This window comes from Halomonas sp. AOP22-C1-8, from assembly GCF_052378905.1.
In the GTDB taxonomy this organism is placed as follows: Bacteria; Pseudomonadota; Gammaproteobacteria; order Pseudomonadales; family Halomonadaceae; genus Vreelandella; species Vreelandella citrativorans.
Genome location: NZ_JBQSYD010000031.1, coordinates 42,708 through 53,874, shown reverse-complemented (window position 1 = coordinate 53,874; position 11,167 = coordinate 42,708). Strand labels below are relative to the sequence as shown.

15 protein-coding genes are annotated in these 11,167 nt (G+C 53.3%); 8 read left to right on the top strand and 7 right to left on the bottom strand.

Annotated features, from left to right (window positions below; genetic code table 11):
• Positions 1-49 precede the first annotated feature (49 nt).
• Positions 50-481 (top strand): acetyltransferase, encoded by a 432-nt coding sequence (locus tag ACT3TY_RS15210; protein ID WP_192528621.1) that lies wholly within the window; start codon positions 50-52, stop codon positions 479-481.
• A 22-nt stretch (positions 482-503) separates the two neighbouring features.
• Here ACT3TY_RS15210 and ACT3TY_RS15205 read toward each other — a convergent pair whose 3' ends face one another.
• The 4 genes from ACT3TY_RS15205 to ACT3TY_RS15190 all read right to left on the bottom strand — a co-directional run bounded on the left by ACT3TY_RS15205 (position 504) and on the right by ACT3TY_RS15190 (position 3,459).
• Positions 504-1,760 carry an ISL3 family transposase gene (locus ACT3TY_RS15205; protein ID WP_172119103.1) on the bottom strand — a complete coding sequence of 419 codons (1,257 nt, stop codon included), beginning with the start codon at positions 1,758-1,760 and terminating at the stop codon, positions 504-506.
• 172 nt (positions 1,761-1,932) lie between these two features.
• The gene (locus ACT3TY_RS15200) at positions 1,933-2,187 is read right to left on the bottom strand and encodes a Txe/YoeB family addiction module toxin (RefSeq protein WP_172115981.1); all 255 of its coding nucleotides are present in this window, start codon (positions 2,185-2,187) and stop codon (positions 1,933-1,935) included.
• A complete protein-coding gene (locus tag ACT3TY_RS15195; protein WP_172115982.1) occupies positions 2,184-2,435 on the bottom strand; it encodes a type II toxin-antitoxin system Phd/YefM family antitoxin in 252 nt (83 codons plus the stop codon). Before ACT3TY_RS15195 ends, ACT3TY_RS15200 begins: the two co-directional genes overlap by 4 nt.
• Positions 2,436-2,691: 256 nt before the next feature.
• Complete coding sequence (locus ACT3TY_RS15190; RefSeq protein ID WP_444628801.1) at positions 2,692-3,459, bottom strand: SDR family oxidoreductase; 768 nt, start codon at positions 3,457-3,459, stop codon at positions 2,692-2,694.
• 353 nt (positions 3,460-3,812) lie between these two features.
• Between ACT3TY_RS15190 and ACT3TY_RS15185 the strand changes: the two genes are divergently transcribed.
• Together ACT3TY_RS15185 and ACT3TY_RS15180 are read left to right on the top strand one after the other, a co-directional pair.
• Positions 3,813-4,403, top strand: coding sequence for a GNAT family N-acetyltransferase (locus ACT3TY_RS15185; RefSeq protein ID WP_444628800.1), 591 nt, complete (start codon positions 3,813-3,815; stop codon positions 4,401-4,403).
• A gap of 20 nt (positions 4,404-4,423) precedes the next feature.
• Entirely contained in the window at positions 4,424-5,203 is a 780-nt protein-coding gene (locus ACT3TY_RS15180; protein WP_444628799.1) for an aminoglycoside adenylyltransferase family protein, read from the top strand.
• A 152-nt stretch (positions 5,204-5,355) separates the two neighbouring features.
• Here the strand turns inward: ACT3TY_RS15180 and ACT3TY_RS15175 are convergent, their stop codons facing one another.
• Positions 5,356-5,790, bottom strand: a complete 435-nt coding sequence (locus ACT3TY_RS15175; protein WP_444628798.1) for a TspO/MBR family protein — start codon at positions 5,788-5,790, stop codon at positions 5,356-5,358.
• A gap of 152 nt (positions 5,791-5,942) precedes the next feature.
• On the opposite strand from ACT3TY_RS15175, the gene ACT3TY_RS15170 reads away from it, so the two are divergent.
• Together ACT3TY_RS15170 and ACT3TY_RS15165 are read left to right on the top strand one after the other, a co-directional pair.
• The gene (locus tag ACT3TY_RS15170; RefSeq protein WP_444628797.1) at positions 5,943-6,530 is read left to right on the top strand and encodes an O-methyltransferase; all 588 of its coding nucleotides are present in this window, start codon (positions 5,943-5,945) and stop codon (positions 6,528-6,530) included.
• A gap of 77 nt (positions 6,531-6,607) precedes the next feature.
• Complete coding sequence (locus ACT3TY_RS15165; RefSeq protein WP_444628796.1) at positions 6,608-6,808, top strand: DUF1971 domain-containing protein; 201 nt, start codon at positions 6,608-6,610, stop codon at positions 6,806-6,808.
• A 23-nt stretch (positions 6,809-6,831) separates the two neighbouring features.
• Here ACT3TY_RS15165 and ACT3TY_RS15160 read toward each other — a convergent pair whose 3' ends face one another.
• Positions 6,832-8,649, bottom strand: coding sequence for a DUF4153 domain-containing protein (locus tag ACT3TY_RS15160; RefSeq protein ID WP_444628795.1), 1,818 nt, complete (start codon positions 8,647-8,649; stop codon positions 6,832-6,834).
• Positions 8,650-8,907: 258 nt separating this feature from the next.
• Here ACT3TY_RS15160 and ACT3TY_RS15155 point away from each other — a divergent pair, with 258 nt between their 5' ends.
• The 3 genes from ACT3TY_RS15155 (at position 8,908) to ACT3TY_RS15145 (ending at position 10,884) form a co-directional block, all read left to right on the top strand.
• Complete coding sequence (locus tag ACT3TY_RS15155) at positions 8,908-9,129, top strand: VF530 family protein (RefSeq protein WP_444628794.1); 222 nt, start codon at positions 8,908-8,910, stop codon at positions 9,127-9,129.
• 182 nt (positions 9,130-9,311) lie between these two features.
• Positions 9,312-9,959 (top strand): glutathione S-transferase family protein, encoded by a 648-nt coding sequence (locus ACT3TY_RS15150; protein ID WP_444628793.1) that lies wholly within the window; start codon positions 9,312-9,314, stop codon positions 9,957-9,959.
• A 235-nt stretch (positions 9,960-10,194) separates the two neighbouring features.
• A complete protein-coding gene (locus ACT3TY_RS15145) occupies positions 10,195-10,884 on the top strand; it encodes a DUF899 domain-containing protein (RefSeq protein WP_444628792.1) in 690 nt (229 codons plus the stop codon).
• Between the two features lie 53 nt (positions 10,885-10,937).
• Here the strand turns inward: ACT3TY_RS15145 and ACT3TY_RS15140 are convergent, their stop codons facing one another.
• Positions 10,938-11,069: a putative transporter small subunit gene (locus ACT3TY_RS15140; protein ID WP_441679424.1), complete on the bottom strand. Its 132-nt coding sequence runs from the start codon at positions 11,067-11,069 to the stop codon at positions 10,938-10,940.
• Positions 11,070-11,167: the final 98 nt, after the last annotated feature.

The following is an 11,167-nucleotide window of genomic DNA, read 5'->3' as shown; positions in this document are numbered from 1 at the left end:
GCGTTGCTCACCACTTAACGCGGCGTTAAATTTTCAATCGGGTTTAGTGATGAATATTGAGATCGTAGAAAAAGCAGATCACCTTAAGCTGATAGACGTCTGGGAAGCGTCGGTCAGGGCAACGCATGATTTTCTGGCTGAAGATGATCTACAGGAGTTAAAGCCGTTAATTCTGAAGCAGTATTTTGACGCAGTTGATTTAAGGTGCGCTAAAAACGGTAACGGTGAAATTCAGGGATTCTGTGGAGTACATGACGGTAATATTGAGATGTTGTTCATCTCACCTGATGCACGCGGAAAAGGCATTGGTGCCATGTTAGCGGCCCATGCTATCAAAGAGCAGGGAGCATCAAGGGTCGATGTAAACGAGCAGAATGAACAGGCGGTAGGTTTTTATCAGCACATTGGCTTTAAAGTGACAGATCGGTCGCCAGTCGATGGCCAGGGTAAGCCTTATCCGCTGTTGCATATGGCGCTATAAAAATTTAAGGTTCTTCGTCACTTCATGTGGATTTGGCCTGATCGAACACGCGGCCCACCGGGCTGCCAATCAGGTAGATCATGGCGATGAAGTTAGCCTCGTTCCGATAGCCACGTGCGCGTGACCGAGCCGCCTGAAACAAGCCGTTCATCCCTTCCAGCCTTGCATTCGTCAGGCCCGAGTGCCAACGTCTGACCACCGCGTCGGCGTGCCGCTCAAGCGTTGCCAGGGCCTTCCCCATCGCCTTCAGTAGCGGTTTTTTAGACACCGCCGCCTGCATGACCTTCAGGTAATTTGTGATGCGCCATCGAGCCGCTCTGGGCGTCGGGGCCTTCTGGATCCAGCGTAGCTTTTCCTTGATTATCCAGGCATCGGCAGTGGCGCTCTGATCGGCTACCAACTCCTGGAGCGCCGCCAGCTGTTTGGGTGTCAGGTTCTCGTTTTCCAGGTTCTTCAGTAGTGCCCAGCGCAGCGACTTGGGGTGTTCCTGCTCGCGGCGCTCTTTCTTGCGTACCTCCTCCAGTCGCTTGGTGAAGGTCTGCACGATATGGAACCAGTCGACCGTGACCTCGGCCTTGGGAAGGTACTCGGTCACCCCGCTGAGGAAGGCTGGCGACATGTCGCAGACGACCTCGACCACATTGGTCGTATCGCCGCCATGGGTCGCCAGGAAGGCGCTGAAAGCCTTGATGGCGTCCTTGCCGCAGCCTGGGACGGCGAAGACCACTGGTTCCTGCTTGCGCTGCATGTCGAGGAACACCGTGACGTAGCGATGACCGCGCCGGGACGCGGTTTCGTCCACACCGACAGTCGCCACATTGGACAAATCCAGCTCCCTCAACATGCGGCCCACATAGTAATGCACAATGCGCCATAGTCGCTTGTCGGGAATCTCCAACTGCCGTGAGACGGCCAGCACCGGCATCTCCTTGACCAGCGACATGGCCGCTTGCTCGAACAGCAGGGTGAAGTCGCTGCCCGACCGTGCCCAGGGCACCTCAATACGTTTGACACCATGCTCAGGACACTTCGTGCGAGGCACGCGAGCATGCAGGTAGCAGTGGTGCTGGAAGAAGTTCAGATGCCGCCAGGTTTTGTCGGCAAAGTCGTGAGCTTGGCAGGCCTTACCGCACTCCGGACAGGGATACAGACTGCCTCGCTCCGCCTCGACATAGAGATCCAGACGGTGGGGCGACACGGAGGTATCCAGGTGCTGGTCCTTGAGGACCCAGGGCGCTTCCAGGCCCAGGCCGAGAGTTAGAATCTGGGTGCCGTCCATGCCATACCTACCGCTGTTGTGGAGCCCCTATTCTGGCCCAGCTCAGGAGACAAATTCCACACCCAACGTCGAAGAGCCAAATTTAACAAGGCCAGGCACGGCGACGTTTTTTTCGTAGCGGCTTCGCCTTCACTACAAAGCCGTGCGTGCTGGCGGCGTTATTGACCATAAATCAATAATGATACCGGAGCTGCGCAATCAGTAGCGCATCATCCGCCACCTTGTAAACGATCCGATGCTCGTCGTTGATTCGTCGAGACCAGTAGCCGGAAAAGCCGTGTTTGAGCGGTTCGGGTTTGCCTACGCCTTCGAACGGCTGCCGCTGAATCTCTTTGATCAGCTTATTGATGCGGCCGAGAATCTTCTTGTCGGTTTTCTGCCAGTACAAGTAGTCTTCCCAGGCATTCTCGGCAAAGATGAGCCTCACTCCAGGAGCTCCTTCTCTTGGCCACCACCTTGTTCCAGCTCGGCCATGGAGTCCATCAAACGGCGCGCGTTGTGGGGTGAACGCAGTAGGTAAGCGGTTTCCTGTAGCGCCTCATAATCTTCCAGCGAAAGCATGACCACCGAAGGTGCTTTGCTGCGCGTGATGATGACAGGTGAATGATCTTCGCAGACCTGTTCCATGGTCTTGGCCAAGTGGCTTCGGGCGGCGGTATAGCTAATAGCATCCATAATAATACTCCTGTACGCAATATTGTACTGTACAGATTATCGTACATGGATGGGCGGTAGACAACAACTTTCTACTCACGTGCCTGCTTTAACGCCAGTCAGACGTTTTGCTTGGGGCGCTTGATCATTCAACGGCCCGAGTCGATTTATCCCCCGGGCTGGTACCACCCCAACCACCCAAGCGTCATGAGCACGGCAAGCTGTACCGCGAGCCCCGCCTATGTCGTATTTCCATCGCTGCCAGTTAGCAATCGCGTCACGAGTGGTAAACCTGGCTGCGACCGCCATCAATCAGAATGTCGGTGGCATTGATAAAGCGTGCTTCGTCGCTGGCTAGAAATAGCGCCGTGTTGGCGACCTCATCGGCCTCACCGATGCGTTGGCACGGCAATAGATCGACTTGGTGTCGGCGTTCGGCTCCGCTTAAGCTGTCCAGCCAGGCCTGAGCGGGCGGCGTGCGGATTAGGCCGGGTGAGATAGAGTTGACGCGGATGCCGCGCGCCGCATATTCGATGCCCAGTGACCGGGTCAGGCCGATCAGGCCGTGCTTGGCGACCGGGTACGGAAAGGCGCCGGGAATAATCTTGTGCCCGTGAACTGAAGCGATGTTGACGATATGGCCATACTCGCGGGCCAGCATACCAGGTAGCGCAGCCTGAATGACCCGCCACGCGCCTTCCAGATTGACCGACAGGCAGCGCCGCCAAGTGGCTTCATCGGTTTCGAGCGGGTCTGAGAAAACATTGACGCCAGCGGCATTGATCACAATATCAATTCGCCCCAAGGCATTGCCAACCTCCGAAACTGCGCGATTTATCGTGGTCGTCTCGGCGACATCGGCTTCCACTCCCAGGACAGGGCAGCCGCTTTCGCGCTCAAGCCGGGCACATTCCCTGGCGAGCGCCAGGCTATCCCGGTCTAGCAGTGCCACGCTCGCCCCTTCGGAAAGAAAGCGCTCGGCCGTTGCCAGCCCGATGCCGCTGGCCCCGCCGGTAATGAGTGCTGTACGTTGCTTGAGTCTCATGCGTGGTAATCCCGCTATTTATAATTGAGCTGATAGGTAGAGTGCGTCAGGAAGTCATGGCTCCCTTTTCTATAATAGTTATTCCGTCCAATGTCATATTCGGTCGTCCATAGTGGTAAGTCCATGGTTGAAGCAGGATAGGTTTCAGCTTCGTCCTGTGTTCATCCGTGGGTATCCGTCGGGGCATGGCAAGCGCGCCTTCTATTGGCGTAGGAACCTTTATCCTGTGAGCTTGCCCCCTGCCTGGCTAAATCTTATTGTTGAAACGTCAACAAAGCCCAGGAAAATAAGAGGAATGACCCTTAACCAAGGCATCTGCATCATCGCTGTTATGTGTAAGCATGGAGATATTAATGGCACAAAAACTATTTTTTCCGGTGATTGAGACCGAGCGATTGACCATTAAACCGTTAGTAACAGGTGACGCGGATAGTTTACTGGAAATTTTTTCTGATCCTGAGGTCATGCGGTATTGGCACACTGCTCCTTGGGCAACGATTCAGGATTCACTTGAATTTATTAATGACAGCCACGATTCGATGCAGCGTCAAGAGTCACTTGTACTTGGTGTGTATCTGAAGTCTACAGGCGAGTTGGCTGGAAAATGCATGCTATTTAGCTACGACAAGGAATCCAAGCGAGCCGAGATCGGTTTTGGATTAGGCCGTTCTTGTTGGGGTAAAGGCTATGTATACGAGGCGGGAGAGGCGTTGATTCAGTACGGGTTCAACTCATTGGGACTTCGGAGAATTGAAGCTGAGATTGACCCAGACAATCAATCTTCTGCGAAAGCGCTAGAGAATCTTGGATTTTCTCAAGAAGGGCTTCTAAGGCAGCGTTGGGAGGTCAATGGCGTCGTCTCTGACTCTGCAATGTATGGGCGGCAAGCGATCACCCTGCATAGCCAAGCAATGCTTGCGGCAAGCGCCTGTTGTGGACGTTAGACCAAGAGTAGATTCTGGATATGACAATCCCAGAGATAACAAACGAAGCAATACAGGCACAGTTAGTCGTAGAAGACGTCCTGGGTGATTCGATCATCGGTATTTATCTCTTCGGCTCTGCTGTCGTTGGCGGTTTAAGGCACGAAAGTGATGTAGATATTTTGGTCGCCGTCTCAAGGCCTCCTGGCTTATGGCAAAGAAAAGCCCTGGTTGCTCGGTTGATGGGCGTATCTGGTGCGATTGGGAACTCTCAAGCTATCAGGCCGTTAGAGCTGACGGTGGTGACAATTTCTGATGTTGTCCCTTGGCAATTTCCGCCTCGGGCTGAGTTTGTTTACGGGGAGTGGTTGAGAGCGAAATTCGAGGCCGGAAGTGTTCCGGAAGCAGCCCGTGATCCTGATCTTGCCATTGTTCTGAAGAAGGTAAGGGATAACAGTCTTTCGCTGTACGGAAGAAGCGCCGCGGAGGTTTTTGAGCCTGTGCCCATGGCTGATATTAGACGGGCAATGTGTCACTCCTTGCCCACTCTTCTGGCCGACGCTGCGGGCGATGAGCGTAACGTGGTTTTAACCTTGGCACGCATGTGGCGGACAGCGGCCATTGGCGATATTGTTCCCAAAGATACTGCGGCAGAGTGGGCGGAAGGGCAAGCACCTCCTGACCATGCAAGGCTATTGAAATATGCTCGGGAAGGTTATCTGGGGATAATTGAGGATAGATGGCAGGATAAGCATGAGGACGTTGCAGCGCTTGCCTCCTATTTGAAAAATTCGATTGAGGGGTGCCTTGATCCCCCGTAGAACACTCCTCACATGCCTTTTTGCCCAAGTGGCGTTTGATGGAGGGGGCTCTTGTACCTGTTGTCGTGCCGTTGAGACTAAGAGTGACTACAGCCCTGCTGGGACAAGCAACTCCGCCGCTTCCATTACCCTAACACTTGCGGGTTAAGCTGTCACACGCTCCAGGTGAGCGCGCAGGCCAGGCTCACCCAAGCGAGGTAAGGTGCCAGCAGTACACCCGCCAACGGCTTGAGTCGCCAGAACATCACCAGCGTCATCAAAATCAGTACCCAAAGCGCGGCCACGCCGATAAAGGCGATAGCGCCCAACTGCCACGCGAAGAAGAGCCAGCTCCATAAGGCGTTGAGCGCCAGCTGTATGGCAAACACGACAAGCGCGGGCCGGGCGCCGGGTTCACGCCAGGCAAGCCAAGCGGCAATGCCCATAAGGCCGTAAAGTGTCGTCCACATCGGCCCGAATAGCCAAGCGGGCGGTGCCCAAGACGGTTGCACAAGCTCTGCGTAGAAAGAGGCCGCGTTGATGGAGGCCACCGATCCGATGGCGGCGGCAATATAGGCCAGGTATCTGTTTTTTGCGGGAAAGTGCACGCACGTGAGCCTCTGCTGTAAAGTATGAAAATCACTTCAAGCGTAGTGTAACGCGATGGGGTCGGCCACGGCGGCGGTTGAGAAAGAATGAAGCATGGTTGATGCGTGACAGGCGAGCTAGATAAGGCGGCATTAAACAAAGGGAGTGCAACGTGACTGAATCGCTACAAACGCTGTTACTTGAACTCGAACAGTTTGGTGTAAGCAACGATAGGGCCATCACCGACCGGCCTCGCCGTATGTTGAACATCACCCGTGACACGGGAGAATTTCTTTCCGTGATGGTTCGGGCCACGAATGCTCAACGCGTGCTTGAAATTGGAACGTCTAACGGCTACTCAACGCTTTGGCTGGCCTGGGCCGCAGCGGCAATTAACGGCCATGTGACGACCGTTGAACAATCCGATTTCAAACGTTCGCTTGCGGCGAAGAGCTTCGAGCGTTCAGGCCTTGCTCCGTTCATTACCCAGGTTCATGGTGAGGCGGGTGCCGTACTTGGTCGCAGCTCCACATCCAGTATCGATCTTCTCTTTCTCGACTCTGAGCGTTCTGAGTATCTGGAATGGTGGCCCGACATTAAGCGGGTTCTTCGTGTAGGAGGGCTTCTGGTGGTTGATAATGCCACGTCTCATGCTGAAGAGATGTTATCTTTTGTGGCATTGGTTTCCGCAGACCCTGATTTCGCCACGTGTACCGTGCCTGTCGGAAACGGCGAGTTTTTGGCTACAAGGAGCCGATAACATGAAAGATTTACCCCGTCAATGTTTCTCCCTATAAAAGAACGCCAGAATTCACCGAAGAGAGCGTTCCCACAGGGTTGTTGAATGACCACACGACCAAAGAGGGGGTGTGGGGAAAAATAGTGGTACTTGAAGGCTTGTTGGAATACACCATTCAAGAGCCAGCACTGGATATCATCGAGTTAAGCCCAGAGCGGTATGGCGTTGTAGAGCCAACGATAAAACATCACATCAAGCCGTTGGGCCCGGTAAGATTTTTTGTTGAGTTTTATCGTTAATAGGGAAGTACCTGCCAATCTGCTTACTCCCCTGATATTTCCTCACCTTGAGCGGATAGCTGCTGCCTGGCGTTTTCAATCGTTGGCTGCAGGTGATAAAGGCAGTTGCCGTTCCGGTAGATATCGGCTGGCCCGGTAAGGCGTTCGAGATCATTCGTAGTCAGAGTCGTTTGGCACGTTAGGTCATCTTGCGGCTGAGTCGTACCGAGTAGCATCAAATGGCCGAGCAACAGCCAGTCGCCATCGTGCTCGCCATACGCCTTGCCCACCGCGCTATAAGGTTCATAAACCAGCCACTGGAAGGGCGTGCCGCTGCTTATCTGTAGGGTTTGGCAGGGTTCTGTCTGGCTTAAACAGGCAGAATTCTGCTCAACCAACAGGTTCAGCAAGGGCTCTGGGAGAGTGTCGCCGTCAGGGCTTTCGCTGAACTGTTGGGCGACGTCATCCAGGTTCTGAGTATCCACCAGTGGTTCCTGGCTCCAGCGTTCGGTTTGCCTGAGCGAAAGTTCAATACGCCGAGCTAACTCAGGCTGCGATTGGGCAAATTTGCTCTCTACCAAGGCTTGCAAGGCCAGGATGCCCGGCTGGCCGAGTTGGTAGCGCAGGTAGTTAACATCAAACGCCTCGGCTGTTGTGCGGCCATCCTGCAACCGCTTGATTTGCTGCTCGGCAACCCAGTGGCGCATATCTGCCAGCGGCGTGTTAACCACGATCAACACAAGGGCCACCAGCAGGGCCAGGCCAACGTTGGCGCGCTGTAGGCTGGGAAGTGCTGCCTGGCGGCGCCACAGCAGAAGCAGGCTATAGCTTACGGTAAATGCTGCTGTTAGCACTTGCAGCAGGGCAGCCCATAGCCTGTCCAGGCTAAGGCCGTATTGATCTATACGCAGCCAGAGCGCCCAAGCGGCCAGCACGCTACCCACCGGCAGCAGCACAACGGCCAGCAAAACAAGGCGGCGTAGCCAGGTGGGATAGGGTGGGGAATCGTGCTGCGGGCCATGCGCTTGATGAAAGACCGCGTTGAAGAACAGCAGCAGGGTTAACATCAGCGCCATTAATATGCAGGAGGCTCTGCCTGTATCCCAGACGGGCTGCACACCGGTAAAAAGGAGCATGGCAAAAAACAGCAGAATGATAAGGGCTACCAGCGGCAGTAACGCTTTGATAAGTGCCTCGCTCATCTGCCGCACGCTTTGAATCAGGCGAAAGCGGTTACGAATCATCACTAGCGTTAAACCGATCACCAGCCAAGTGACGGGGTAAATAAACACGGGTTCACTGAAAAGCGTCTCAAAAAAGCTCACGCCAATAGCTGAAAACAGCGTTGCCCCCAGCAATAACAGGCCCCAAAACACGCCAATAAACAGCGTTAATTGTGAAAGCGTCTGGGTGAATTCCCAGGAGTAATTCAGCAGCGGTGAATAGGCGGTAGGCCAGGTTCTGCTAGTGGCGCTACTCCGAAAAAAAAGCGCCAGGATGAAAAGCGCTACGCCAAGCGATATACAAAAGGCAAACGTGAACGTATGCCGTGCCCACGCTAGCGGTTCGGGCGTCTGCTCTACCCAGCCAAGGTGCCAGCCCAACCAAAACAACAGCGGGGCCAGCAATAGCGGGAGAAAGTTGAGGCGATCACGTAGCCGCTCCATTCCGATTAGATAAAACGCGGGCAGGGCGATTGCTACAGTATAAAGCGCCTTGAGCCAGCGCTGGTCAGCGGCCAGCCAGTGCTCATGCTCAATCGCCAGATGAAGGGCCAGAAGCGCAATCCCTTGTACCACGGCCAGCAGAATCAAGCCCGCACGGGTGGGCTTGTCCAGCGTGTTTGCGCGATGATCATCCATGGCAGTTGTCCGTAGGTGAAGTCAGCGTAATAAAATATACGCTGCTTTAAACATAATCAGGGTAGCGTTGGATTAAATAACAACATCACCATGGCAGGGAATGAAAATGTATCGAATATTGCTGGTTCTTTGCAGAGGAGTACGTTGCCAATGGCGGAACGCTATTCCGCCGTGCTTTCTTAACGGCCTCTGTTAACATTCGTGGCTTGTCGCCTGCCATGTTGGACAGGGCGTTTGAAATACCACTGGGAATTACTAATGAGCCATCCACAACCCAATAATCCGTTACATGGTTTAAGCCTTGAAAAGATCTTGACGCGTTTGGTTGAGCGTTACGGCTGGGACGGCTTGTACGCAGAGATCAACGTTAACTGCTTCTTCAATGATCCTTCTATTAAGTCGTCGTTGAAATTCCTGCGTAAAACGCAGTGGGCACGGGATAAAGTAGAAGCGCTGTATATCAATACCTTTACGGATTAACGCAGAAATAAGTGTAGCGGCGGAGTGGGCTATGAGGTTTACGCTCCTCGCGCCGTTTATGTGGCCATTGAGAATAAAAAATACATTGTAGCTTGTCGATTTCTCTCACGCTCGAACGACTAGTGATAGTTCGCTCATGCAATCACAGACCGTTTGAAGTATCGGCTTTCGTGAGGAAATTAATGATGATTACGATGTATGGATTTGGAAAAGTAACGCCGCAAGTGGTGGGGATTACGAGGGATTTACGTGTGCTGTGGGCACTAGAGGAGTGCGAACTGCCTCATCAGGTTAATGGGCTTGATGATGTCGCTGGGGAGCTACATAGCGCTGATTATTTGGCAATCAATCCCTTTGGCAAAGTACCCGCGATTGACCATGATGGCGTGATCATTTTTGAGTCAGGGGCTATTGTTATCTACTTGGCGGAGCAATCAGGAAGGCTTCTGCCGACGAGTGAGTCAGAACACGCTAAAGCCCTGCAATGGACGTTTGCTGCCCTGGATACAGTGGAGCCACCGATGACGCAAATTGCCGTGATTGATTTATTTGAAGCGGATGCCGAGTGGGCAAAGCTGCGACGTCCGGCACTCGTGGAGATGGCTAAGAATTACCTCGCGGTGCTCGAAGACGTACTTATCAGCAAGCGCTATCTGCTTGGCGACCAGTTTACCTATCCAGACATTCTAATGGTTGCGGCGTTAAGTCAAATACAGCATACAAACCTTCTAGATGAGTTTCCTAATGTCACTTCCTATTTAACGCGCTGTCACGACCGACCAGCGTGGCATAAATGCCTTGATGCCTACAATCGGCGCTTGGCAGCGTGAGTGATCAGCATCACGCACGCCAGCACGTTGGCGAAGTTTATAAGTGTTGGTGCGGATCGACGTTAGGGTTTGTACGAAAAGTCGCTGAGCGAAGGCCAGACAAGGCAAAAATCAGCGAAAAAACGGAGTTTACATAGGTAAATGAGTATCTTGAGCTGATTTTTAACGCCGTATGGTCGAGCGCAAGCAGTTTTCGTACAAAGCCTAGACATGGAACACACCGGAGAGAAAGATCATGGCTATAACTAAACAACCATTGCCGAGTGTCGTATCTTTGGAAGAGTGGAAATTAGCGCTGGATCAGTTTCTTGTAAAAGAGAAAGCGCTAACCCGCGCGCGTGACGCACTGAGTGCTGAGCGTAGGAAATTACCTGTAGTGAAGGTGGCTAAGCATTATACGTTTCAGGGCGAAAACGGCCCGGTGTCTCTGCTCGATCTGTTTGAAGGGCGCCGTCAACTCATTGTGTATCATTTTATGTACGCACCTGACTGGAAAGCGGGGTGTGGCGGATGCTCGTGGGTCGCCGATGCCATGACTCACCCGGCTCACCTGCATGCTCGCGATACCTCGCTAGTGATGGTGTCACGCGCCCCATTGGAAAAACTCGAGCAGTATCGGTCTCGTATGGGATGGGCTTATCCTATTCCATGGTACTCGTCTTATGAGAGCGACTTTAACTATGATGTTGGCGTAACGACTGCGGAAGGTGAAAAGCACGGCGCCAGTGTATTTATTCGTGACGGCAACACCATATATCGCAGCTATTTTACAGGGGCGCGAGGCGTCGAATATCTCGGCAGTCTCTGGACCTATTTAGACTTGACCCCGTTTGGCCGTCAGGAAACCTGGGAAGATTCTCCAGAAGGCTGGCCACAAACTGAGCCGTATGGCTGGAATCGCCGCCACGACGAGTATGGCGTATAAGACTCATTATAGCGGCAACTTTTCTGTTTTGGCTTCGCCTACTCGGTATTACTTCACACCAGCTCCCGCTTATCGCGCCGCGCCGCAAGAATGTCTTTTAGTGTGGCCAGGCCGATGACGCCCAGTACGGAGAGTGAGATTAGCGGCCAGATCAATACATATAACGCCAATATAAAAGTTTGCATGTGTTTTCCTAATGTTTGGCTGGTGCGCTATGGCGCACCAGCGGATGAAGTGATTTCAACGTCTTACACAGGGCTTATTGCCCAGCCCTTATCACCCA

What these genes read in the sequence shown, in the direction of transcription:
- ACT3TY_RS15205 (WP_172119103.1), bottom strand. Translation starts at nt 1,760, where the DNA reads ATGGACGGCACCCAGATTCTAACTCTCGGCCTGGGCCTGGAAGCGCCC.
- ACT3TY_RS15140 (WP_441679424.1), bottom strand. Translation starts at nt 11,069, where the DNA reads ATGCAAACTTTTATATTGGCGTTATATGTATTGATCTGGCCGCTAATC.
- ACT3TY_RS15145 (WP_444628792.1), top strand. Translation starts at nt 10,195, where the DNA reads ATGGCTATAACTAAACAACCATTGCCGAGTGTCGTATCTTTGGAAGAG.
- ACT3TY_RS15190 (WP_444628801.1), bottom strand. Translation starts at nt 3,459, where the DNA reads ATGAGACTCAAGCAACGTACAGCACTCATTACCGGCGGGGCCAGCGGC.
- ACT3TY_RS15150 (WP_444628793.1), top strand. Translation starts at nt 9,312, where the DNA reads ATGATGATTACGATGTATGGATTTGGAAAAGTAACGCCGCAAGTGGTG.
- ACT3TY_RS15160 (WP_444628795.1), bottom strand. Translation starts at nt 8,649, where the DNA reads ATGGATGATCATCGCGCAAACACGCTGGACAAGCCCACCCGTGCGGGC.
- ACT3TY_RS15180 (WP_444628799.1), top strand. Translation starts at nt 4,424, where the DNA reads ATGACAATCCCAGAGATAACAAACGAAGCAATACAGGCACAGTTAGTC.
- ACT3TY_RS15185 (WP_444628800.1), top strand. Translation starts at nt 3,813, where the DNA reads ATGGCACAAAAACTATTTTTTCCGGTGATTGAGACCGAGCGATTGACC.
- ACT3TY_RS15155 (WP_444628794.1), top strand. Translation starts at nt 8,908, where the DNA reads ATGAGCCATCCACAACCCAATAATCCGTTACATGGTTTAAGCCTTGAA.
- ACT3TY_RS15195 (WP_172115982.1), bottom strand. Translation starts at nt 2,435, where the DNA reads ATGGATGCTATTAGCTATACCGCCGCCCGAAGCCACTTGGCCAAGACC.
- ACT3TY_RS15210 (WP_192528621.1), top strand. Translation starts at nt 50, where the DNA reads ATGAATATTGAGATCGTAGAAAAAGCAGATCACCTTAAGCTGATAGAC.